The 22,634-nt window shown below is 60.7% G+C and carries 18 protein-coding genes and 1 pseudogene; 13 read left to right on the top strand and 6 right to left on the bottom strand.

The annotated features are described in order from the left end of the window. Nucleotides 1-6 precede the first annotated feature (6 nt). Together hpaH and hpaI are read left to right on the top strand one after the other, a co-directional pair. Entirely contained in the window at nucleotides 7-810 is an 804-nt protein-coding gene (gene hpaH / locus ACUN0G_RS09985; protein WP_445573256.1) for a 2-oxo-hept-4-ene-1,7-dioate hydratase, read from the top strand. Between the two features lie 18 nt (nucleotides 811-828). Beyond that, the gene (gene hpaI, locus ACUN0G_RS09980) at nucleotides 829-1,629 is read left to right on the top strand and encodes a 4-hydroxy-2-oxoheptanedioate aldolase (protein WP_445573255.1); all 801 of its coding nucleotides are present in this window, start codon (nucleotides 829-831) and stop codon (nucleotides 1,627-1,629) included. Nucleotides 1,630-1,761: 132 nt separating this feature from the next. On the opposite strand, the gene hpaR is transcribed toward hpaI, so the two are convergent. Next, nucleotides 1,762-2,184 carry a homoprotocatechuate degradation operon regulator HpaR gene (gene hpaR / locus ACUN0G_RS09975; RefSeq protein ID WP_445573254.1) on the bottom strand — a complete coding sequence of 141 codons (423 nt, stop codon included), beginning with the start codon at nucleotides 2,182-2,184 and terminating at the stop codon, nucleotides 1,762-1,764. Nucleotides 2,185-2,379: 195 nt separating this feature from the next. Between hpaR and ACUN0G_RS09970 the strand changes: the two genes are divergently transcribed. The 8 genes from ACUN0G_RS09970 (at nucleotide 2,380) to ACUN0G_RS09935 (ending at nucleotide 12,791) form a co-directional block, all read left to right on the top strand. Beyond that, a complete protein-coding gene (locus ACUN0G_RS09970) occupies nucleotides 2,380-3,678 on the top strand; it encodes an NAD(P)/FAD-dependent oxidoreductase (protein WP_076016037.1) in 1,299 nt (432 codons plus the stop codon). Between the two features lie 202 nt (nucleotides 3,679-3,880). Then, the gene (locus ACUN0G_RS09965; RefSeq protein ID WP_003209872.1) at nucleotides 3,881-4,246 is read left to right on the top strand and encodes a cupin domain-containing protein; all 366 of its coding nucleotides are present in this window, start codon (nucleotides 3,881-3,883) and stop codon (nucleotides 4,244-4,246) included. A gap of 52 nt (nucleotides 4,247-4,298) precedes the next feature. Further along, the gene (locus ACUN0G_RS09960; RefSeq protein ID WP_445573253.1) at nucleotides 4,299-4,958 is read left to right on the top strand and encodes a helix-turn-helix transcriptional regulator; all 660 of its coding nucleotides are present in this window, start codon (nucleotides 4,299-4,301) and stop codon (nucleotides 4,956-4,958) included. A gap of 86 nt (nucleotides 4,959-5,044) precedes the next feature. Beyond that, nucleotides 5,045-5,866 (top strand): molybdenum cofactor biosynthesis F family protein, encoded by an 822-nt coding sequence (locus ACUN0G_RS09955; RefSeq protein WP_445573252.1) that lies wholly within the window; start codon nucleotides 5,045-5,047, stop codon nucleotides 5,864-5,866. Beyond that, on the top strand, nucleotides 5,859-6,659 hold the full coding sequence (locus tag ACUN0G_RS09950; protein ID WP_445573251.1) for an SDR family NAD(P)-dependent oxidoreductase: 801 nt from the start codon (nucleotides 5,859-5,861) through the stop codon (nucleotides 6,657-6,659). Before ACUN0G_RS09955 ends, ACUN0G_RS09950 begins: the two co-directional genes overlap by 8 nt. Further along, the gene (locus tag ACUN0G_RS09945) at nucleotides 6,652-7,413 is read left to right on the top strand and encodes an SDR family oxidoreductase (protein ID WP_445573250.1); all 762 of its coding nucleotides are present in this window, start codon (nucleotides 6,652-6,654) and stop codon (nucleotides 7,411-7,413) included. The genes ACUN0G_RS09950 and ACUN0G_RS09945 overlap by 8 nt, the downstream gene beginning before the upstream one ends. A gap of 174 nt (nucleotides 7,414-7,587) precedes the next feature. After that, complete coding sequence (locus ACUN0G_RS09940; protein WP_445575542.1) at nucleotides 7,588-12,372, top strand: RHS repeat-associated core domain-containing protein; 4,785 nt, start codon at nucleotides 7,588-7,590, stop codon at nucleotides 12,370-12,372. 2 nt (nucleotides 12,373-12,374) lie between these two features. Next, nucleotides 12,375-12,791, top strand: a complete 417-nt coding sequence (locus ACUN0G_RS09935) for a hypothetical protein (RefSeq protein WP_445573249.1) — start codon at nucleotides 12,375-12,377, stop codon at nucleotides 12,789-12,791. 96 nt (nucleotides 12,792-12,887) lie between these two features. Here the strand turns inward: ACUN0G_RS09935 and feaR are convergent, their stop codons facing one another. The 3 genes from feaR to ACUN0G_RS09920 form a co-directional block, all read right to left on the bottom strand. Next, nucleotides 12,888-13,841 (bottom strand): transcriptional regulator FeaR, encoded by a 954-nt coding sequence (gene feaR / locus ACUN0G_RS09930; protein ID WP_258344794.1) that lies wholly within the window; start codon nucleotides 13,839-13,841, stop codon nucleotides 12,888-12,890. A gap of 117 nt (nucleotides 13,842-13,958) precedes the next feature. Next, the gene (locus tag ACUN0G_RS09925; RefSeq protein WP_445575541.1) at nucleotides 13,959-14,543 is read right to left on the bottom strand and encodes a DUF3156 family protein; all 585 of its coding nucleotides are present in this window, start codon (nucleotides 14,541-14,543) and stop codon (nucleotides 13,959-13,961) included. Then, nucleotides 14,524-16,023, bottom strand: a complete 1,500-nt coding sequence (locus tag ACUN0G_RS09920) for an APC family permease (protein ID WP_003219898.1) — start codon at nucleotides 16,021-16,023, stop codon at nucleotides 14,524-14,526. The genes ACUN0G_RS09925 and ACUN0G_RS09920 overlap by 20 nt, the downstream gene beginning before the upstream one ends. A gap of 217 nt (nucleotides 16,024-16,240) precedes the next feature. On the opposite strand from ACUN0G_RS09920, the gene ACUN0G_RS09915 reads away from it, so the two are divergent. Continuing rightward, a complete protein-coding gene (locus ACUN0G_RS09915) occupies nucleotides 16,241-17,569 on the top strand; it encodes a hypothetical protein (RefSeq protein ID WP_445573248.1) in 1,329 nt (442 codons plus the stop codon). A 173-nt stretch (nucleotides 17,570-17,742) separates the two neighbouring features. On the opposite strand, the pseudogene ACUN0G_RS09910 reads toward ACUN0G_RS09915, so the two are convergent. Then, nucleotides 17,743-18,228: pseudogene (locus ACUN0G_RS09910) on the bottom strand (flavin reductase family protein); the annotation flags it as partial. 156 nt (nucleotides 18,229-18,384) lie between these two features. Further along, nucleotides 18,385-19,554 carry a p-hydroxyphenylacetate 3-hydroxylase oxygenase component gene (locus ACUN0G_RS09905; RefSeq protein WP_445573247.1) on the bottom strand — a complete coding sequence of 390 codons (1,170 nt, stop codon included), beginning with the start codon at nucleotides 19,552-19,554 and terminating at the stop codon, nucleotides 18,385-18,387. A gap of 228 nt (nucleotides 19,555-19,782) precedes the next feature. On the opposite strand from ACUN0G_RS09905, the gene ACUN0G_RS09900 reads away from it, so the two are divergent. Together ACUN0G_RS09900 and ACUN0G_RS09895 are read left to right on the top strand one after the other, a co-directional pair. Beyond that, complete coding sequence (locus tag ACUN0G_RS09900) at nucleotides 19,783-21,270, top strand: aldehyde dehydrogenase family protein (RefSeq protein ID WP_445573246.1); 1,488 nt, start codon at nucleotides 19,783-19,785, stop codon at nucleotides 21,268-21,270. Between the two features lie 823 nt (nucleotides 21,271-22,093). Further along, nucleotides 22,094-22,630, top strand: coding sequence for a DUF3833 domain-containing protein (locus tag ACUN0G_RS09895; RefSeq protein ID WP_445573245.1), 537 nt, complete (start codon nucleotides 22,094-22,096; stop codon nucleotides 22,628-22,630). Nucleotides 22,631-22,634: the final 4 nt, after the last annotated feature.

The following is a 22,634-nucleotide window of genomic DNA, read 5'->3' as shown; positions in this document are numbered from 1 at the left end:
TTTGTCATGCTTGATCAAGCCCAAATCCAGCAAGCCGCCACCCGACTCGACCAGGCCGAGCGTTCCCGTGAACAGGTGCGCCAGTTTTCCCTGGAACACCCGAACATCACGATTGACGATGCCTATGCCATCCAGCGCGCCTGGGTGGCCCAGAAAATCAAGGACGGGCGCAAGCTGGTCGGGCACAAGATCGGTCTCACCTCCCGGGCGATGCAGGTGTCGTCGAACATCACCGAGCCGGATTACGGCGCCCTGCTCGATGACATGTTCTTCGACGAAGGCACCGACATCCCGTTCGAGCGCTTCATCGTGCCAAGGGTGGAAGTGGAGCTGGCGTTCATCCTCGGCAAGCCGCTCAAGGGGCCGAACTGCACGATCTTCGATGTATTGGACGCCACTGAATGGGTGATCCCGGCCCTGGAAATCATCGACGCCCGCATCCAACAGATCGATCCGCACACCAACGCCACGCGCAAGGTGTTCGACACGATTTCCGACAACGCCGCCAACGCCGGCGTGGTGATGGGCGGCCGCGCCGTGCGCCCCACCGAGATCGACCTGCGCAAGGTGCCCGCTGTGCTGTACCGCAACGGGGTGATCGAGGAGTCCGGGGTGTCGGCTGCCGTGCTCAACCACCCGGCCAAGGGCGTGGCGTGGCTGGCGAACAAACTGGCGCCGTACGACGTCACCTTGCAACCGGGCCAGATCATCCTCGGCGGCTCCTTCACCCGCCCGGTGGCGGCGAATCCGGGCGATACCTTCCATGTCGACTACGACATGCTCGGTTCCATCTCCTGCCGCTTTGTCTGAATACTGGAGGACCGTTTCATGGACATGCCCATCAACCGCTTCAAGCAGCGCCTGCAACGTGGCGAAACCCAGATCGGCCTGTGGCTCGGTTTGGCCGACGCTTATTGCGCCGAACTGGCCGCGAATGCCGGGTTCGACTGGCTACTGATCGACGGCGAGCACGCGCCCAATGACCTGCGCGGCATGCTAGGCCAGTTGCAGGCTATCGCCGCCTACGACAGCCAGCCGGTGATTCGCCCGGTGATCGGCGATACCGCGCTGATCAAGCAGGTGCTGGATATTGGCGCGCAGACGCTGTTGGTGCCGATGGTAGAGACGGCTGAACAGGCTCAGCAGTTAGTGCGGGCCGTGCGCTATCCGCCCTTTGGCGTACGGGGCGTTGGCAGTGCGCTGGCACGGGCTTCGCGCTGGAACAGCATTCCGGGTTACCTGGATGAAGCGGATGCGCAGATGTGCCTGCTGGTGCAGATCGAGAACCGTGAAGGCCTGGACAACCTGGACACGATTGCGGCGGTTGATGGCGTGGATGGGGTGTTTATCGGGCCGGCGGATTTGAGCGCGGCCATGGGGCATCGGGGCAATCCCGGGCATCCCGAGGTGCAGGCAGCGATTGAGGACGCGATTGGGCGGATTCAGAAAGCTGGCAAGGCGGCGGGCATCTTGAGCGCGGATGAGAAATTGGCGCGGCGGTATATCGAGTTGGGGGCGGCGTTTGTGGCGGTAGGCGTGGATACGACAGTGTTGATGCGCGGGTTGCAGGGGTTGGCGGCGAAATTCAAAGACACCGCAACACCGGCCATTACCGGCGGCGTGTACTGACTCTCTGAAACCACAAAGATCCAAAATGTGGGAGCGGGCTTGCTCGCGAATGCGGTGTGTCAGCCGACAAATCTGGCACAGATACACCGCTTTCGCGAGCAAGCCCGCGCCCACATTTGGATCGGCGGTGTGTCAGCGTTTGATGGTTTTCAACTCATCCAGCAACCCCAGCAACACCTGCAACTTCTCCTCCCCAAACTGCTCCTGCAACCGCTGATAATTCTCCTCCATACACTGGCTCATCGACTCGAAACAGGCCTTGCCCTTCTCCGCCAGCGTCACCAGCACCCGCCGCTGATCCTGCTCGGCCTTGCGCCGGTGCACCATCCCCGCCGCCTCCATGCGCACCAGCACGCCGGTCATGCTCGGTTTGAGAATGCACGCCAGTTCGGCCAGTTGGTAAATCTCCAGCTCGTCATGCTGGCTGAGAATTCGAATAACCCGCCATTGCTGTTCGGTCAGCCCATGCTCATTCAGCGACGGCCGAAAAAAACTCATGGCCGCTTCACGGGCCTGCAACAGGGTCAAGGTCAGGGATTGTCTGGGTTTCAACATAGGCTCAGGGTCACGATAGATTTAGTTAATGTTTTAACGAAACTCTAACACTCTCCTCCCCGCCGCACGCTATAACTTGTGAAGCCGGCGAAGGCTCTGGCGCGCAGGATCAAAAAGCCCGGCACACAGAATCAAGACATCCAGCGCGCCAACGGCCTTAATACACTCATTAGTTCTTCACTGTCAGGCAGCGCAATGATCAATATCGAAACGCCGACCTATTACACGGCGACCAAGAAATACAACCTCAGCTTCCCCACCCTGGAACAGGACGTGGAAGCCGACGTGGTGATCATCGGTGGCGGCTTTTCCGGGATCAACACCGCCCTGGAACTCGCCGAGAAAGGCATCACCAACATCGTCGTGCTGGAAGCGCGTTACCTGGGTTTTGGCGGCACCGGGCGCAACGGTGGGCAGATCATGGCCGGCATCGGCCACGACCTGGAGAAGATCAAGAAGGACGTGGGTGAAGACGGCCTGCGCCAGATTTTCGAGATCAGCGACCTGGGCGCCGACATCATCAAGAATCGCATTGCCAAGTACGACATCGATGCCGATTTCTGCCACGGCTACGGCTACATGGGCTTCAACGCCCGCCAGGAAAAGACCCTGCGCGCCTGGGAAAAAGACTTCAAGTCCATCAACACCCAGCACGAGATCCGCTTCCTTGGCGGATCCGACGTGAAGCAGATCATCGGCTCCGACGCCTACAGCAGCGCCCTGCTGCACATGGGCGGCGGGCATGTACACTCGTTGAACCTGCTGCTGGGCGAGGCCAAGGCCCTGGCCGGCCACGGCGTGCAGATTTTCGAGAACAGCCCGGCACTGGAAGTCAGCTACGGCGAACGCATCACCGTGCGCACCGGCCGCGGTTCGGTCAAGGCCAGCAAGCTGCTGTGGGCCTGCGACAGTTTCCTCAACAAGCTGGAACCGGAACTGCACCGTTCGACCATCAACACCTACGCGTTCCAGATGATGACCGAGCCGTTGTCCGAAGAACTGATCAACCGTATCAGCCCGATTCGCGGGGCCTACAGCGACATTCGCCCGGTGATCGACTACTACCGCGTCACCAATGAAAACCGCCTGCTGTTCGGCGCCGCCACACCGTTGGTGGAGCACATTCCCGGCGATTTGAAAGCCTGGAACCGCAACCTGATGCTGAAGATCTTCCCGTACCTCAAGGACGTGAAGATCGACCTGGCCTGGGGCGGCCCGATGGCCTGCAGCCCGAACCTGTTCCCGCAGATCGGCACCCTGCCCGGGCGCAGCAACGCGTTCTATGTGCAGGGTTATTCAGGCTTCGGCGTCACCCCGAGCCACATCATTTGCAAAGTGCTGGCCGAGGGCATGAGCGAAGGCTCGGCGCGATATGACCTGGTCAGCTCGATCCACCGCCCGACCATCATCGGCAAAGACGCGATCCGCCCGCTGCTGCTCACCGCCGGCAAGTCCTGGCACCAGCTCTCAGGATACTGGAACGGCCGCCGCTAAAACCCACACCTAACACCTAACACCTAACACCTGTCACCTGACACCTAACACCTGACACCTGACACCTGTAGGAGCGAGCTTGCTCGCGAAAAACCCGAGGGCACCGCGTTCATCCAGGACGCCAACGTCATCGTTGACGACCTTCGCGAGCAAGCTCGCTCCTACAGTTGATCGCTATTTTTTCTCATCAGGAGCAACTGCCATGACCCTCGTTACCCTCAAGAAAGACATCCAGCTGTCCGAACTCGACGCCTGGGGCACCGTCGCCGACCTCGGTTCAACCATCCTCGAAGGCGAAGTCCGGGCCTTCGGCAAAATGACCTTCGGTGCCCCCACCGACCCGGTCAGCAGCGCCTATTTCGGCACCACCCAGGGCAAGTTCCGCATGGTCTACCCGTTTGCCGAACAAGCCACCGTGGTCACCGGCGAGGTGGTACTCACCGACGAATCCACCGGCCAGAGCACCCGCTACAAGGCCGGCGACAGCTGGTTCGTGACCAAGGGCACCCCGGTGCTGTGGGAAGTGGTCAGCGAAAGTTTCGTCAAACACTACTTCGCCGTGGTGTGATGGCCCCGGCTGCCGGCCCCCGTCGGCAGCCTTTTGGCGCAGGTGTCCCTCCATGCACGCTCTCCCCGCCCACGAAGTCGCCGGCCAGTGCCTGCAGGCTTTCACCCGCTTGATTCCGGTCAGCCAGGCCGCGTTCTATTGCGTCGACCGCCATCTGCAAGCCCAGGATTTCCAGTTGCACGGCATGAGCGGCGAGATGCACCGCGACTACCTGGACAACTACCGCCAGTTCGACCCGCTGCAACCGCGCAACTGCCTGTCCAGTGGACTGGCGGTGGTGCCGCTGGGCGTTGCCATGGCCCTCCAGCCGGCGCGGGATACCCGGCGCTATGGGGATTTTCTACGGCGATATGGCGTGGTGGACGTGGTGGAAATCCTCGCCCAGCGTGGCGGCCAGCCCCAGGCGGCGATTTCGCTGTTGCGCACCGCCGACCAGGGCGCCTTCACCGGCGAGCAACTGGCCCAACTCAACGCCCTGCAAACCATGCTGCAACTGGCCGTGGCCAATATGCAACCCGCTGAAGATGCATTGGCCAACCTCACGCCCAAGGAGCGCCAGATCGCCCTGTTGTTGCGCCAGGGTGCCAGCAACAAACAGCTGGCCCGAGAGTTGGACGTCGGCCTGCCCACCATCAAGACCCACCTGATCAACCTGTTTCGCAAGACCGGCGTCAGCAGCCGCACCGAACTGGTGGGCAGCCTGTTCCTGTAGCCCGCCTCAACCATCCGGTTGATGGTCGGCCATGCTCCCGGGCGCGATGATCCGAGGTGTTCATCCACCCAACCGGAGCATCGCAAATGACCACACCTTCTGACTGGATCACCGTGGGCGCCCTGGCCGACGGCTTCGCCCCAGAGGCATTTATCCTGCCGAACCTGGCGGAACTGAGTGGCAAGACCTTCACGCTGCACTTCGCCAATGGCTGGCAGATCGAGCACCGTTTCGAGCGCGACAGTCTGTCCTGGGTCGCGGCCGACGGTCACTCCAGCGGCAGCGCAACCTACCGCGCGACCTCGGTGCGCCCCGGCTTGTACCTGGTGGATTTCATTAAGCGCGAAGGCGCCCAAGCCTGGTCGGTCAGCCTGGTGCTCGACACCGCCAGCGCCTCGTTCACCGCCGTACTCGGGCGCCTGCCCACTCAGGAACAAACCCGCGAAGGCCTCTACAGCCGCGCCCTGGCCGGCAAGCCGCTGACGTCGGTGGAGGTGGAATTCCTCCACGGCAGCCTCGACCGCCCCTGGCAAGCCGGCCAGTGCCCCCACGCGCCTACCACCGAACTGACCGGCCTGCGCAACCAGTACCGCTACAGCCCGAGCGAGGTCTACGAGCACATCTACCTCAACCACCAGTTCTACGCCTGGCAATGCCTCAAGGGCGTCGAGCAAGGCCTGTGCGACACCGACCGCTGCCATTACTACAAGATCGCCGACCAGCTGTACCTGTTCGTCTGGCGCGAAAAAATCATCCCCACCCTCGGCCTGGTGCTGATCGACCTGCAACAGCACCGCAGCGACGGCAAGATCTTCGGCTATGCCGGGGCGTCGTTCGATGAGCTGTCGAACTTCCCCATCAGCTCCTACTGCCAGGTGCTCAACCGCACGGAGCATCCCGATGACTGAGCCGCGCACGATTGTGATCACCGGGGCCGGCACGGGCATCGGTGCCGCGTGCGCCCGGCTGTACGCCGCCGAGGGTGCGCATGTGGTGCTGATCGGCCGTCGTCGTGAGCCGCTGGAGCAGGTCGCGGGGGAAACTGGGGGGTTGGTGCTGGTGGGTGATGCGGCCTGCCCGGACACGTGGGCGGGCTTTGTGCAGCAGATTCGCCAGCGCTTCGGCCGGATCGATGTGCTGCTGGCCTGTGCGGGCGGCCATGGCGTGGGCAGCGCCACCGACACCAGCCCGCAGACCTGGGAAGTGGCGCTGCGTAGCAACCTCGACAGCGCCTTCTACAGCGCGCGGGCGTGTCTGCCGCTGCTGCTGGAAAGTGGCGGGAACATCGTGCTGATGGGTTCGATTGCCTCACTGGCTGCCGGGCCCGAAGTGTGCGGCTACACCACGGCCAAACATGCGTTGCTTGGGCTCAACCGTTCGCTGGCCCGGGATTACGGCCCGCACGGGGTGCGGGTAAACGCGGTATGCCCGGGCTGGGTGCGCACGCCGATGGCGGATGAAGAAATGCAGCCGTTGATGGATTTTCATGGCGAGACACTGCAACACGCCTATGACCGGGTGTGCGCCGATGTGCCGCTGCGACGCCCCGCCAGCGCTGAAGAAATCGCCAGGGTGTGCCGCTTCCTGGCCTCCAGTGAAGCGTCGATCATTACGGGTGCGGCGCTGGTGGCAGACGGTGGTTCGAGCATCGTCGATGTGCCGACGTTGGCCTATGCGCATATGGAGCTGAATCATGGATGAAGACCTGGATTTCAGCGGGCGCAGCGTATTGGTGACGGGTGGCGCCCAGGGCATCGGTCGGGCCATCGTCGAGGCCTTTGCGCTGCGGGGTGCGCGGGTGATGATCGCCGACCTGCAACTGGCAGAGACGCTTGCGCTCGAGCTGTGCGGGCGCGGCTGCCAGGTGGAAGCGGTGACTGTGGATCTGGCGGATGCGGCTGCGGTTTTCGCGCTGATTGCCGGGGTGGAACAAAGTTGGGGGCGGCTGGATATTCTGGTGCATAACGCCGGGTATTTTCCGCTGACGCCCTTTGCCGAAATCACCCCGGCGATGCTCGACCGCACCTTGGCGGTCAATCTCTCGGCGTTGTTCTGGCTGACCCAGGCGGCGTTGCCGATGTTCCGCCGCCAGGGTCGGGGCTGCGTGCTGGTGACGTCTTCTGTCACCGGGCCCAGGGTCGCATTTCCCGGGCTGAGCCACTATGCGGCGTCGAAGGCCGGGGTCAACGGGTTCATTCGCAATGCGGCGCTGGAACTGGCCGCTCTGAATGTGCGAGTCAACGGGGTGGAGCCCGGCATGATCGCCACGCCGGCCATGGGCAACCTGGGGGATGACCAGGTGAACGCACAGATCGCCAGCCGGGTGCCGCTGGGACGGTTGGGTGCGCCAGCGGATATTGCCGGGGCGATGCTCTTCCTGGCATCGGACCTGGCGGGTTACATCACCGGACAAACGCTGGTGGTGGACGGCGGCTCGACCTTGCCGGAGGTTTAACGAAACGTCCTACCGAACGGCCGGATAACCTCTACTCCCCCGCCTTGAGAACCGCTGCAAAGTCCCTCGCCTGATCACACAGTGCGAGGGAACGCCGATGTCATTTTCGATTAACACCCAGCCCGAAGGGGCTGCCTCTTGATTCCCGCCATAGGCTTTCTGGTCGTGGCGGCGATGGACCCGAAGACGCGCGACGTCGACGGGGTTCTCAACGACTTCACACACTGCCTGAACACCTACGACGCCTGGGCCGAGAGCTTCTGGAGTTTCTCGGCGCTGGATGTCGAGCAGGTGTTCAAGGTGGGGGATGAAGTTGCGCTGGTTGCGCCCATCACCCGGTCTCTTTATCCCAGCAGCACCGTCGCAACCTGCAAAGCCAACGCGTCGTTGAAGCTGGTGCATATGTTCCAGAGCTCGCGGTTCGTGCCCATCGGTAATACGCCGGTGATGCTGCAGGAAGTCGCGCAAGACGGTGGCCCCCTCGGCGACCCCATCCATAAGACCATCGGCCCCAGCGGCATTCTCGAAGTCACCGAGTGCACCGTCGACCGGCAGTACCGGGTCAGCTTTTACCCCAACGTTTCCAGGGACCACGTCAAGGCGCTGTATGCCTCCTATCAGTCCGAGATCAGCTCGCTGGAAGGCCGCTTGCGTGGCGAATGGACGAGCACGTTCAAGCCGATATGGGAGAGCTATTCCAAGGCCGGCTTTGTCGATCGCTACACCTCGCTGCAACAGGCGTACGCGCAAGGGTTTGGCAACGTGCTTTACGGTCTGTGGGACGGTATTGCGCAACTCTACCAGTGGCTGGCAGATATCAGGCCCAACAGCGAAAAGCTGCTGCAGTACCTCTCCCAGGCCGAGCTTGAAGCGCTGCTGAAGCTCAGTAATGAGGCGATTGCCAAAGGGTTGTTGATCCTCAGCGATGAGCCACTGCTGTTCATCTACCTGTCCGCAATGGTCAGTTGGATGCGCATGCTGCCACCGCATTACATGCTTGAGTTGCTCGGGGAAATCACCACCGAGGTGCTGCTCAACCTGCTGTTGCTGTGGGCTACCGGTGGCATGGGTGTGGCGGTGCGCCTGGGTGCGCAGGTGCTGGGCAAGGTCAAGTCCGGGCAGGCACGGGAGTGGTTGGAGCAGATTGCCAAGCTGGGTGGTGCGGCCCCGCTGGATGGGCATGCGGAGGTGCTTAAGCCGTTATCACTTCAGAGTCATGCAGTGCCGGTGAAGGCTGCAGCGGTGCCGTTGAAGGCTGGCGTGGAGGAAGTTTCGAACCCGGCACCCATGGTGCGGGAGCCCAAAACGGCGCGAACAGCGCTGGTGAAGCAGGAGCCTGTGGATGATGTGCCTGCTTCGGCGAAAAACCCCAATGGGGATGCTTCGGCCTGTTCTGCTAGCACCTGTACCAATGGCTGTCCGGTTTCGATGGTTACCGGTGAGGAGCTGCTGACCCTCACTGACGGCTCGTTGGAGGGTGTGCTGCCGTTTGCCTGGACGCGGTTGTATCGCAGCAGTGCCGTGGAGTTGGATTGCGGGTTGGGGTTTGGCTGGAGTCATGCGCTGGCGCAGCGGTTGGTGGTGAGCGGTGAATCGGTGGTGTGGACCGATCACGAGAATCGCAGCACTACCTTTCCCCTGCCCTCTGCTGCACGGCCGGCCATCACCAATAGCCTGGCGGAAGCGGCGATTTATCTGGGTGCTTTGCCCGATGAGTTGGTGCTGGCTCAAGCCTCCCTTTTCTACCACTTCCGTGACGGTGTGCTGACGTCGATCAGCGACGCGTACGACAACCGGCTGCGCATTTCTCGAGACTATTCCGGGCGGATTCAGCGAATCGATAACCACGTCGGCCAAGGATTGCTGCTGCGGTATGACCGTGGACACATCGTTGCGGTCGACTATCAGGTGCAGCGGGAACTCGGCTGGGTTACCGAGCAGAACGTTGTTGCCTACACGTACGACGATGCCTGGCGGTTGATCGAAGCGACCAACGCGGTAGGCGAAAGCGAACGTTATCGCTACGACGATCAACAGGTGATCCTGGAGCGGGAACTGGCCGGTGGGGCGAGTTTCTTTTGGGAGTGGGAACGGTCTGGCAAGGCTGCAAGGTGTGTCCGCCACTGGGCCAGCTTTTCGCAGATGGACACGCGGTATGTGTGGGACGACAACGGCACGGTCACCGTGCACAACGCCGATGGCAGCCAGGAAGTCTACGTCCACGACCAGCGCGCTCGGCTGGTGCAGCGGATCGATCCGGACGGCGCGCAGCACTTCAAATCCTACGATGAAAAAGGCCGGCTGACGGTCGAGCAGGATCCGCTGGGGGCGGTGACGGCTTATCAGTATGACGAAGCCGGTCGGTTGATTGCGCTGTTTCCCGGTGACGATGCACCCACGTCCTACGAGCATGACAACGGGTTCGTGCGGGTTGTACGCCGTGGTGACGCGGTGTGGAAATACCAGCGTAACGACCAGGGAGATATCACCCGTAAGACTGATCCGGACGGCAATTACACCGAATACACCTACACCCGACACGGAAAGCTCAGCGGCGTCTGGTATCCGGATAACAGCAGCCAGCGGCTGATCTGGGACGAACGTGGTCAGCTCACCGAAGAGAAGCTGGCGAATGGCGGTGTGCGGCGTTATCGCTATGACGACCTGGGGCGGCAGGTTGCTTGCGAAGATGAGCATGGCGCGCTGACCCAATACCAGTGGGACGCCGTGGGTCGTTTGCTGAAAGTGATTCAGCCGGGCGGCGCCACTCGCGAATTCAGCTACAACCCGTACGGAAAAATCACTGCAGAGCGCGACGAGCTGGGTCGGGTTACGCGCTACGAATATGCCGACGGCCTGCATCTGATCAGCCGTAGGATTAATCCGGACGGCACGCAGCTCAAATACCGCTACGACAATGTTCGGTTGTTACTCACCGAGATCGAAAATGAGGTTGGGGAAACCTATCGGCTTGAGTACCACGCCAACGGCCTGATACAGCAGGAAACCGGGTTTGATGGCCGCCGCACCGCCTACGTCTACGATCTCGCCGGGCACCTGCTGGAAAAGACCGAATACGGCGATGACGGCAGTCAGCTGGTTACCGGTTATGCGCGCGATGCGGCCGGGCGCCTAGTAAGAAAAAACCTGCCTGACGGCAACAGCGTCAATTACACCTACGACCGCCTCGGCAATCTCCTCAGCGTCGACGACGGTAATTGGCCGCTCCACTACGAATACGACCTGCAAAACCGCCTCACCGCCGAGCATCAGGGCTGGGGCACCTTGCGCTATGACTACGACGAATGCGGGCAACTCAACTACCTGCGCCTGCCCGACAACAACCGCCTGGCCTTCCACCACGACAAAGGCGGCGACCTCGCCACCATCGAACTCAACGGCAGCCTGCTCACCTCGCACCTGTTCAAATCCGGCCGCGAGCACCAACGCCAGCAAGGCCAACTCCTCAGCCACTACCACTACGACGACCAAGGCCGCCTGCACGCCCACGCCATCACCCAACAGGAACAACGCCACCAGCGCCGCCAATACGACTACGACAAACGCGGCAACCTCACCCGCATCCTCGACACCCGTAAAGGCCAGCACGACTACCACTACGACCCACTCGACCGCCTGACCCGCGCCAACCACTCGCACGACCTGCAGGAACGCTTCGTCCACGACCCGGCGGGCAACCTGCTGATGCAAGACCGCGTCGGGCCCTGCGTCGTCAAAGGCAACCGCCTGTTGATGCAAGGCGACCGTCATTACGACTACGACGCCTTCGGCAATCTCCTGCGCGAGCGTCGGGGCCGTGCCCAGCAGTTGGTTACCGAATACCGCTACGACTGCCAGCACCGACTGATCAGCGTCACCCAGCCGGACGGCACAAAGGCCAGCTACCGCTACGATCCGTTTGGTCGGCGCATCGCCAAAACCATCAACGGCCAGGCCACCGAATTTTTCTGGCAAGGCGACAAGCTGATCGCCGAGCACAGCGCCGATCACCACCAGAGCTACCTCTACGAACCCAACAGTTTTCGCCCGTTAGCGCTGCTCAAAGGCTACGGCCCGGAAGACGTAAAACCCTTCTACTACCAACTCGACCACCTGGGCACCCCACAAGAAGTCACCGCGCCCGATGGCGAAATCGTCTGGTCCGCGCACTACCGCGCCTACGGCCAAATCGCGAAGCTGGACGTCAACACCGTTACCAACCCGCTGCGCTTCCAGGGCCAATACTTCGACCCTGAAAGCGGGCTGCACTACAACCGTCATCGCTACTACAATCCGGACATTGGCCGCTACCTGACGCCCGATCCCGTGAAGCTGGCGGGTGGGCTGAACGGATACCAGTACGTACCCAACCCGACCGGGTGGGTGGATCCGTTGGGGTTGAATACCTGTCCGGGTGGGGATGGATGCAAGCCAAGTGCCGGCATAGAAAAACCGATTGCCAAGGTTAATGACGGTGAACCACCTCTACCCAAGCAAACGCAAGCCGAGCGCCGGGCAAAAATTGACGAGCTAACCGAAGCGAACGCAAAACGGCGAGTCTTGGAGTTTGAAAAGAAATACGACATGCATACTGTAGTCAAGCATGGACCAGAAATACCGGACTGGTCTATGAAGCAACGTGCGATAGATGGAACTAACCCAGCGAATGGAAAAAAAGGGAAGACAAGTTCAAGCTCACAATTTAAAAGTTGGAAAATGCAGCTTCATGCAATAAATAAAGCTTTGAATAGGATGCTGGGCAAAAACCCTTCACCTACAGGATTTGACAGTGAAGGAAACCCAGTAGTTCTTATGGAGTTACCAGGAGCAGGACATGGATACAAGCCGAATAAAAAAGACAAACAAAATCCAAAATATTCTGAAAACATGAACAAAGCCGAAGTCCGGTTCGACAAAAACAACGTGAACCGCCCCTTTACTGCATTCCCAGTGAGATAACGATGTTAAAAGTCCCATTTATAGACGCACCCTATGAGCCAAAACTCTCTCACATATTGGGAGCGCTATCCATATATGACCAAGAAGAAACTAAAGGCGAAGCACTTTGGCAATACAACCCTAACAAATCCAAGGATCGAGAAACAATTATCAGGTCGTTTATTTTAAAAGATCTTGAGTATTTAACTTACAGACATCGATTTGTTTTAATCTCCATTTTGAAAGCGGCGATAGAAAACCCCAATACTGACTTTTCAAAAGAGTTTAAAAGCGACCACGACAAGCATAAAGTAATGGCGTGGGATGAGACTGAGATTGATGAACCGCGAATTTTTTTTGAGGATATCTATAAACTAGCGAGCGATGATTGGAAGGAGGAACTTCAAAGAGCGAGCGTAGAGGATCAGTCTACTTGGTAGCCCTAATTTTTTTTAGCGCCTACCAAATCGCCATCGCAGGCAAGCCAGCTCCCACAATTAAACTGTGTACGTCAAAGAAGCTTCTGCGGTCGCCAGTCACCCCACTTGCTGCAACCGCCCAGCCCGAAAATCCTTCGGCGACACTTCGAACTGTTTCTTGAACGACCGACTAAAGTGCGCCGAATCCGTAAACCCCCACTTATACGCAATCGACGTAATCGACTCACTGCGCAAAAACGGGTTGGTCAGATCATCCGCACTCCGCTTCAACCGCGCCCGCTGGATATACCGGCACACACTGTCATCCTGTTCCTCAAACAACCGATACAAATGCCGCACCGAGATATTCAACCGACTCGCCAACCCCACCGGGCTGAGCCCTGGCTGGGTCAACGATTCATCAATCACCTTCTGCACATAGCTGCGCAGATTGCTGCCCTGCAACCCGCCACAATCGTCCCGCTCATCATCTTCCTGCTCAAACGCCGACCCCAGCAGCGAGATAAACGCCGACTGCAACGCCTGCCCCTCGCCGACCGCGCCTTCGCCGTTCAATGCGTCTTTGCACAGTTGGTCCATCAGCACATGCAACATGCGCCCGCAGGCTTTGCTTGAGGAGATTTTGCCGAAGGTCTTGGGCTGGTTGCCGAACTGTTTGCACACCTCTGCGCGGGACAAGGACAGTGAGGCATGTTCGATCAGCCCGAACGGGGTGATGTCGATGGAGCCCACCGAGTCCATCAAGAGTAATTCGCCGGGGGCGAGTTGCACGCTCTGGCCGTTTTGGGTGATCTGGCAGTAGCCGCTGCGCTGGCTGACGAGGAAGCAGTTCTGGTCGTCATCGTGGTCGGCGCGGGCTTTGGGCCGTTTGATCAGGCCGGCGTTGGTGCGCAGGTTCGCCAGGGGCAAACCGCCGCGGGAAAAGGTGCTGATGCTGCCGATGAACAGCGAGCGGTTGAAGGCCAGTTCTGTGTCGAAGTGACCGCAAACCGCGCGCAGATCCCGGGTCCAGCGGTCCAGCCCGTCTTGCCCAATCTGTTGCATGCTCATGGTAGTTTCCACCTTGGCTTTTTGTTTTTGTCGGGCAATAGTTAACATGTTATCTATATGCGCGCAACAAGTACGTGTCTGCCAAGGTGGTTGCACTATTGATGCCAGATCCTGCGGTCAGTGGGCCTGTAATGCGCGCTGGAAACCGCTCAAGGCGTCCAGCAGCCAGGCACGTTGATCGCTGCTCAAAGCGATATAGCGCCGGAATGCCGGCATGCGATTGACCACCTCGCTGCCGCCCATATGCTCAAGCCGCACGCACCATTGGTGATCCACCAGGTCGATGCGCAGGCGCTTGAAGTCCAGCGGCATAAAGGCGCGATACAACGCACTGCCCTCCTGCAACGCGGCTTGCAGAACGCCTAACACTTCCTTGTCTCCCGAGCGCTGCCGACAGCGGATTCCAGTGCGTCGGACGGCCCCGGTGTGGTGCAGTTCGAAGCTCGCCGTGCCCTGCTGCGAGGCAGGAATGCGCAGTACGAATTCGGTCATGACCAGGTGCATCAACAGTTGCGATTCGGTGCGTTCGACGATCTCCAGTTGCAATCCGAGCTCGTCCAGGGCCACACGGGCCGTCGTCGGTCCGCACGCCGCATAACCGGCGAGGCCAAGGTTGCGCCGCAGGTGTTCCAGCGTAACGCCGGGACGATAACCGGCAGGCGCGCGCCGGGCGCTGAACAGCTCAGACAGTTTTTGCAGCATGGCTGATATACCCGTTGTGCGGCTGACCTGGCTCATGGGCGAACTCCTTGGCTAACACCTCTTCCACCGAGGCGGGCTTGAATGGATTGACCTTCTGCACCACCAGAGTCCAGAACAGCGCGTACGCCGCCGTGCAACCGAGCATCACGCCGAAGGGAATGTAGATGTCAGCAGGGTTCATCCCCGGCGGCGTGATAAACCACATGCCCAGCAGGATGCCGATGCTCGACAGAATCTGCGGCAGCGGAAAGAACGGCGAACGGTAGGCACGAGGCAGATCAGGCCGGCGAATCCGCAGGATCACCACCGACAACGTCACCAGCAGATAAGCAAAACTCCAGGCGCACACGGCGGCCAATACCAGGTGCATGATGTTGTCGGTGTTGCCCCCCAGGTACAGCGCGTGCAGGCACGGAATCAGCATCGCCACCAGGATGCACAGCAGCGGTGTCTTGAAGCGCGGGTGCAGGTAGGTGAAGACCTTGGGCAACGCGCCGTCGACCGCCATGCCGTACAGGATCCGTGGCACCCCGGCCATCAGGGTGTTGATGGTCGCAGCCCCGGCAAACAGGAAGCCGATGCCCAGCCACATCGGGCCGATGCTGCCCATCACCTGCTCGGCGAATTTCGGGATGGCCATCGGCGTATCCAGCAGGTGCACGCCGCCCGCCGCGTCGATCAATACGTTTTCCACCTGGCGCTTCATGGCGGCGCCGTAGATGAACATGCAGGTGGCCACCCCCAGCAACCCCAGCACCATGGCCTTGGGCATCACCTTGGCCGAGTTGCGCAGGTCCGGCGCCAGCGGCGTGACGAACTCGCAACCGACAAACATGAACATCGCCATGCCCACCAGCGACAGGATCGTGATCAGGTCGGTGCCCACCAGGGATTCACCGAACCAGCCATCCAGTTGCACCGCCGGGGCTGCGATCAGGCCCAGTACGCCGAATACCATCAGGGTGGTCCACATGCCGAAGGTGAGGATGATCTCGGCCCGGCCGAACGCGCTCACACCAAACGCATTCAGCACCCCGAACACAATCACGAAGCCCACCCCGAGCAACCACGAACCGCCGGCGGATTCCGCCAGGGTATTGAGGTGCTCGAAGTTCACCAGCGCCATCACCCCGGACAGGATCGTCTCGGCGGTGCCGGCAAACACATGCACGATCAGGTACGCCGACAAGGTGCCGGTGATCGCAAAGAACCGGCCCATGCCGCAGTTGATGTAGTCGTAGACCGAACCGGTGGTGGGCAGGATCGAGGCGGCTTCGGCGAAGGTGGTCGCCTGGGCCAGCATCATCACCACCGCGATCAACATGGCCACCGCGAAGGCACTGCCGCCGATGCCAAACCCCATGGTTGCGGTGAGGATCACCGGGCTGGCCATGATCAGGCCAATGGTGCTCGCCAGCGCCGTGGGAAAGCCCACCGTGCCGCGTTTCAAGTGTTCGGTGAGACGGTCGTTGATCGACATGGTGCAGATCCTCAAGAAGCGGATTTTTAGAAGTATTGGCACTCTGCGCCCCGCCCTGGCTGATCGTCTTGCTCCTGGCTGCCGCCGGTTTTGTTGCTGCCTGCCACTGTCCCGCCGCTGGCGGCCAGGGTCAATTACCTGGCACGCAGAGGAAAGACTTGGCCCGCTCCCGCTCGCACTAATGCGCCCTCAACTCAACCTGCTGGGGACTATAACAATGGAGCACACACAAAAAACCCGTCGGCTGTACAAGGCCGTGAGCCTGGGCATTGCGCTGATGATCATCGAGTCATCGGCCCAGGCGTTTGAGCTGTATGCCGATGACGACACCCAGGTCACCGGCAACTTCCTTGCGGTGTACGGGATGTTCAACAGCCGCAAAAACTATGACGGCACCACCGGCGGTTCCAGCTGGCGTGAAGGTTTCATCAAGTATGGCTTGAGCGTTGACCAGCGTTTCGGCGCCCTGGGCAGCGTGTATGGCACGGCCAACCTTGTCAGCTCCGGCACCTGGGGCGATGGCGATGCGTCCGGCGTGACCACCGGCAGCGAGCGCACCAACAAGTTCGACGAAGCCTTCGCCGGTTGGCGCTCGGGGGAGCTGTTTCCGGCGCTGGGCAAGGATGGTGTGGACCTGTCATTCGGCCGCCAGATCATCATGCTCGGCGACGGCTTCATCATCAATGACGACGGCCCGAACCTGGGCAAGGGCGTGGATGACGGCAAGTTCAATCGCGGCGGTGCCTATTACATCGCCGCGCGCCATGCCTTCGATCAAACCGCCGTGTTACGCCTGGGGGGCAAGGACGGCGTGCACGGCAGCGTGATGTGGATCAAATCCGACAACCGCGCCCAGGCCAACACCGAAATGGCCGCCGGCACCCTGGACTACACCGCCGCGCCGGGCACGGTGGGATTGACCTATATCCATGGCATCAGCGTCGATGATCGTTACGCCAATGACCTGCAAAAACAGCGCGCCGGGATGAACCTCTACAGCCTGCGGGGCGCGGGCAATGCCGGGATCGAGAACGCACATTTTTCCTTTGAATACGCCTGGCAGGACAAGGACGCCGGCCCGGAAAAAGCCTGGTACACCGAGGGCGGTTATACCTTCGCCGCGCTGCCGTGGTCGCCGGACCTGACCTACCGCTACAGCCGCTATTCGAAAAACTGGGATGCGATGTTCTCGGGCTTCAACCGTGGCTATGGCACTTGGGTGCAGGGCGAAGTGGCTGGCAATTACTCGGGGCCGTTCAATACCAACACCGAGGTGCAGCACGTGGCGTTGAAGGTCAAGCCGCTGGACAGCGTGACCGTCGGCGCGCTGTTCTTCGATTACAAGACGTTGAGCAAGGGCGGCATGCTCAACCTCGATGGGCGCGAACTGGACCTGTACGCGGAGTGGGCGGTGAACGAACACCTGATCGTCACGCCGCTGCTGGGCCTGTACAAGCCCAACAAGGATGAGAGCAACGGCGGCAACCAGGTGGGTGGCAATGGCACCAATCTCTATAGCCAAGTCACTGTGGCCGTGCCGTTCTAACGCAGATGCAATGAGCTACCGAGATCACATGTGGGAGCGGGCTTGCTCGCGAAAGCGGTGTGTCAGTCGCCAGATGTATTGGCTGACACTCCGCATTCGCGAGCAAGCCCGCTCCCACATTTAACCTGCTTCAGCCTTCGATAGAGGTGTTCGCCCTACGGTTGCCGTTCCTCGATCCGCGCATACGCACCCTGGTGATAGAGCAGCGGCGAACGCCCAAAATCATCAAACGCCACCACCTTGCCGATCATGATCCAGTGATCACCACCGTCCACCTGCTGATACTTCTCGCAGTGAAACCGCGCCGAGCAATCGGCGAAGACCGGTGAGCCACCCTCGCCCGGCTCAAATTCGATTTCCGCGAAACGATCATCCTTGGGCCGGGCAAAATTGTTCGACAGGTGGATCTGGTCAGCCGCCAGCACGTTGACCGCAAAATGGCTGGCCTGCTCGAACACCTCGTGGCTGTTGGAGCGCTTGTCGATGCTCCACAGCACCAGCGGCGGGTCCAGGGACACCGAGTTGAAGCTGTTGGCGGTGACACCCACTTTGCGCCCGCTGGCATCAGCGGCAGTGACCACCGTGACGCCGGTGGCAAAGTTGCCCAGGGCCCGGCGAAAGGCCCGTGGATCGAAGATCGTAGCGCTGTGCTCAGACATACAAGACTCCCGGATTACTTATTATCGAGCTGCTCCCTGTAGGAGCGAGCTTGCTCGCGAAGGTCGTTAACGATGACGTGGGTTGCCTGGATGGGCGCGGCGCTCTCGGGTTTTTCACGAGCAAGCTCGCTCCTGCAGAGGGGCCGCCACGAGGCTTCAAATCATGCTCGGATCAGGCTCAAGCCCCATCAGCTCACGCCCCAGAATCTGCGCGCACACGTCGTAATCGGTGTACGCATGGGCGCCGGTCATATGGGAATCGCGGAACAACCGCTGCATTTCGTTGTGCTCAAACCACGCATTGCCACCCGCTGCTTCGAACAAACGGTCCACCGCCTGAATGCACATCTTGGTGGCATACGCCTGGTTGGTGCGCCAGAACGCCAGGGTCTCGCGGCTCGGGTAACGGTGCTGTTCGCTGTGTTCGGCGTGTTCCTGCCAGGTCTTTTCCAGGAACGCCCGGGCAGCGGCCACCTGATGCGTCGACTCCGCCAGGCGCATCAACGTCGGAGTCGCGGCCCCCACCGCCGCGCCGGTGTAGGCACGTACGCGGGTCTTGGTTTTCTCGCGGAACACCTCAAGCATGCGCTCGGCCACGCCCAGGCTGACGGTGGAGAAACCGCTGGCGAAATACGGACGGTACGGCGAGTAGAAAATCTTGCTGTCGGGGTACAAACCGAAGCCGGCGGACTTGCCTTCCATCATGTCCTTGGCTTTCTGGATGCGATGTTCGGGCACCCGCACGTTGTCGATGATCAGGGTCTTGGTGCCGCTGCCCTTCATGCCGGCGGCGAACCAGTCATCACGAATCTGATAATCGCTGCGCGGCAGCACCGCGAAGCAGTAATCCTGAGTGCCTTCGGCGTTTTTACGACGAAAACCGACAATCGCCCACTCGGCGTGATCGCAACCGCTGCTCCAGCCCATTTCACCGCTGAACAGCACACCCCCTTCAACTTCTTCAGTGCGGCCAAACGGCGCGATGCTGCTACTGGCTGTGGCGTTCGGGTTGTCGCCCCAGACTTCCTGCTGCAGCTTCGCGGAAAACAGCGCCAGTTGATGGCTGTGGGTGCACAACAGGCTCATGGCCCAAGCGGTGCTGGCACAGGCGCCGGCGAGCAAGGCGATGCAGTCGGCAAACTGCGGCAGCGAGATTTCCATGCCTCCAAAGGGTTTGGGTTGAAAGGCACGGTGCATGCCGATGCTCTTGAGCAGCGCAATGTTCTCATCGGGAACCTTGCGGTCCTGCTCGGCCTGGAAGGCATTGGCAGCGATGATCGGCAGAATCGCCTTGAGGTCTTCGAGGAGCGGGTTTGGCTTTTTCATGGACGGCCCTGCTTATTATTGGATGTCCGGCTGGCGTTCCAAAGCAACGAACGACGCTGGATGTGGGGCCAGTATGGAGCCGGCGATCACCCCGGAAAATGCACCTTCCACAGCCAAGATTGCACTTTCCACAGGCCTGGCAGCCACAGACATATCGCCCGGCAGGCACAGACAAGCCTGGCCCGGCGGCGCTGGCTAACCTCGGGCTTTTGCGAGCAGGAAATTCCCATGAGCGATATCGCGCTGCTGCCTGAAGTCCAGGCCTTCCTCCGTCGAAACCATGCCTTGTTTATCGACGGCGGCTACGTCCAGAGCCACTCCAGCCAGACCCTGGAGGTGATCAACCCGGCCACCGGCGAAGTGATCGCCCACGTGGCCGATGCCGACCTTGCCGATATCGACGCGGCCGTGGAATCGTCCCGGCGTGGCTTCCGGCAATGGTCCCAGGTCGCCCCAGCCATGCGCGGCAATGTGCTGCTGAAACTCGCTGACCTGCTGGAGCAACACCGCGAAGAACTGGCGCAGATCGAAACCTGCCAGTCGGGCAAGATCATCCAGATTTCCCGGGCCTTCGAGGTGGACCAGGCCGCGCACTTCCTGCGCTACTACGCCGGCTGGGCCACCAAGATCAGCGGCCAGACCATCACCCCGTCACTGCCCTCCTTCGCTGGCGAACGCTACACCGCGTTCACCCTGCGGGAACCGGTGGGCGTGGTGGTGGGCATCGTGCCGTGGAATTTCTCGACCATGATCGCCATCTGGAAACTCGCCTCGGCGCTGGTGACCGGTTGCAGCATCATCATCAAGCCCAGCGAGTTCACCCCGCTGACCATCCTGCGCATCGCCGAACTGGCCATCGACGCCGGCCTGCCGGCGGGCGTGCTGAACGTGCTGACCGGTGGCGGGCATGTGGGCAAAGGGCTGGTGGAGCATGCGGACACCGACAAGGTTTCGTTCACCGGCTCGGTGCCCACCGGCATCGCGGTGGGCCGCAGCGCCATGGGCGCCGGATTGACCCGGGCGACCCTGGAACTGGGTGGTAAAAACTCGGCCGGGTTCCTGCGGGATGTGGACCTCGACAAGGCGGTCAACGGGATCATCGAAGCCGGGTTCCTGCACTCCGGGCAAATCTGCGCGGCCGCTGAACGCTTCTTCGTCCACCGCTCGCAGATCGAGGCGATCATGGACAAGCTGGCGCAACGACTGGGCCGCTTGAACATCGGCTCTCCCCTGGATGAACGCACCGAATTCGGCCCGGTGACCAACCGTCAGCACCAACAGAAACTCGAAGGGTTTTTCGCCACGGCGCGGGCCGAGAACAATACGATTGTCCACGGCGGCAAGCGGATCGACGGGCCGGGTTGCTACGTGGAGCCGACGGTGATTCTCGCCAACACGATCAACGACACCTTGCTCAACGAAGAAACCTTCGGCCCCATCGCGACGTTTTTCCCCTACGACACTGAGGAAGAGCTGCTGGAGCTGATGAACAACACACCGTACGGCCTGAGCGCCAGCCTCTGGACCAACGATTTGAGCAAGGCCCTGCGCATGGTGCCGGCGATCAACGCGGGGACGGTGTGGGTGAACATGCACACGATGCTCGACCCGGCGGTGCCGTTTGGCGGCAACAAGTCTTCGGGGGTGGGGCGGGAGTTTGGCGGGGCTTTTATCGAGGACTACACCGAGCTCAAGTCGGTGATGATTCGCTACTGACCGGCATGCGGAGTGCCTGTCGGCTTGAGTGTTAAAAGCAAAATCAAAAGCTGAAGCGGCCACGGTCCAAATGTGGAAGCGGGCTTGCTCGCGAAGGTCGTTAACGATAACGCGGGCATCCTGATTCAACGCGGCGCCCTCAGGTTTTTCGCGAGCAAGCTCGCTCCCACAGAAAAGCAGATTGATCGTTCCCACGCTCTGCGTGGGAATGCATACCGTGACGCTCCGCGTCACCCTTGCGCGAGGCGTCAATCCGGCGGTGCCAGCGGGACGCAGAGCGTCCGAGGCGGCATTCCCACGCAGAGCGTGGGAACGATCACCTATCCGTTATTTGGGTGATGGCTGAGATTGGTTCCGCTCTTACAGCGGCTCACTTTTGAACAGCGCAACGCTCCAAATGTGGGAGCGGGCTTGCTCGCGAAGGTCGTTAACGATAACGCGGGCATCCTGATTCAACGCGGCGCCCTCAGGTTTTTCGCGAGCAAGCTCGCTCCTACAGAAAAGCAGCTTTGCTTGTGCTTTGATCGTTCCCACGCTCTGCGTGGGAATGCATACCGTGACGCTCCGCGTCACCCTTGCGCGGGGCATCAGTCCAGCGGTGCCAGCGGGACGCGGAGCGTCCGAGGCGGCATTCCCACGCAGAGCGTGGGAACGATCACCTTCGCCTACCACACCGCAATATGCGAATCCGCCCGGGGCTCGGTCCCATAAGTGGGCAACAACATTCGGATACCCTTCTAAATACCTGTACAAATTTATTATTTTGTACAAGTATCAGCTATCGAGGCTTCATCTGTATCAAGCCCTCTCAGGGAGAACCGCAATGACCCGTCTATTGGTTTCGCTGGCCCTGGTGCTGGGCCTGAGCAGTTGTGGCAGCGTGGATGTAAAACACTATGCCGACCAGCAGCCCCAACTGGACCTGGTGCGCTTCTTCAGCAAGCCCGTCAAGGCCTGGGGCATATTCGAGAAACGCTCGGGTGAAGTGGCCAAGCGTTTCGAGGTGAATATCGCCAGCCGCCGCGAGGGTGAAAACCTGATTCTCGACGAACGCTTTCTCTACAGCGACGGCACTCGCCAGCGGCGCGTCTGGACCCTGACCCCCGATGGCCCGAACCACTGGCGCGGCCGCGCCGACGATGTGGTCGGTGAAGCCAAGGGCGAAGTGGCCGGCAACGCGTTGCGCTGGCGTTACGTGCTGAGCCTGCCGGTTGACGGCTCCGTCTATGAAGTGAGCCTCGACGACTGGATGTACCTGATGGACGAAGACACGCTGATCAATCGCTCCAGCATGTCCAAGCTGGGCGTCGAAGTGGGCCAGGTGACGCTGTTCTTCCGTCGCCAGTCTTCGCAACCCTGACCGG

Source organism: Pseudomonas sp. 32A (assembly GCF_052682255.1).
Note: the sequence above shows the minus strand (reverse complement) of the source record. Positions and strands in the feature narration are given on the sequence as shown.

Bases quoted from the DNA above. Each gene is read 5' to 3' on its own strand.
- ACUN0G_RS09920 (WP_003219898.1), bottom strand. From the start codon at position 16,023: ATGTCGATCAACGACCGTCTCACCGAACACTTGAAACGCGGCACGGTG.
- ACUN0G_RS09945 (WP_445573250.1), top strand. From the start codon at position 6,652: ATGGATGAAGACCTGGATTTCAGCGGGCGCAGCGTATTGGTGACGGGT.
- ACUN0G_RS09950 (WP_445573251.1), top strand. From the start codon at position 5,859: ATGACTGAGCCGCGCACGATTGTGATCACCGGGGCCGGCACGGGCATC.
- hpaR (WP_445573254.1), bottom strand. From the start codon at position 2,184: ATGTTGAAACCCAGACAATCCCTGACCTTGACCCTGTTGCAGGCCCGT.
- ACUN0G_RS09965 (WP_003209872.1), top strand. From the start codon at position 3,881: ATGACCCTCGTTACCCTCAAGAAAGACATCCAGCTGTCCGAACTCGAC.
- ACUN0G_RS09925 (WP_445575541.1), bottom strand. From the start codon at position 14,543: ATGCTGCAAAAACTGTCTGAGCTGTTCAGCGCCCGGCGCGCGCCTGCC.
- feaR (WP_258344794.1), bottom strand. From the start codon at position 13,841: ATGAGCATGCAACAGATTGGGCAAGACGGGCTGGACCGCTGGACCCGG.
- ACUN0G_RS09895 (WP_445573245.1), top strand. From the start codon at position 22,094: ATGACCCGTCTATTGGTTTCGCTGGCCCTGGTGCTGGGCCTGAGCAGT.
- ACUN0G_RS09900 (WP_445573246.1), top strand. From the start codon at position 19,783: ATGAGCGATATCGCGCTGCTGCCTGAAGTCCAGGCCTTCCTCCGTCGA.
- ACUN0G_RS09915 (WP_445573248.1), top strand. From the start codon at position 16,241: ATGGAGCACACACAAAAAACCCGTCGGCTGTACAAGGCCGTGAGCCTG.
- ACUN0G_RS09955 (WP_445573252.1), top strand. From the start codon at position 5,045: ATGACCACACCTTCTGACTGGATCACCGTGGGCGCCCTGGCCGACGGC.
- ACUN0G_RS09940 (WP_445575542.1), top strand. From the start codon at position 7,588: ATGGACCCGAAGACGCGCGACGTCGACGGGGTTCTCAACGACTTCACA.
- hpaI (WP_445573255.1), top strand. From the start codon at position 829: ATGGACATGCCCATCAACCGCTTCAAGCAGCGCCTGCAACGTGGCGAA.
- ACUN0G_RS09970 (WP_076016037.1), top strand. From the start codon at position 2,380: ATGATCAATATCGAAACGCCGACCTATTACACGGCGACCAAGAAATAC.
- ACUN0G_RS09905 (WP_445573247.1), bottom strand. From the start codon at position 19,554: ATGAAAAAGCCAAACCCGCTCCTCGAAGACCTCAAGGCGATTCTGCCG.
- ACUN0G_RS09935 (WP_445573249.1), top strand. From the start codon at position 12,375: ATGTTAAAAGTCCCATTTATAGACGCACCCTATGAGCCAAAACTCTCT.
- ACUN0G_RS09960 (WP_445573253.1), top strand. From the start codon at position 4,299: ATGCACGCTCTCCCCGCCCACGAAGTCGCCGGCCAGTGCCTGCAGGCT.
- hpaH (WP_445573256.1), top strand. From the start codon at position 7: ATGCTTGATCAAGCCCAAATCCAGCAAGCCGCCACCCGACTCGACCAG.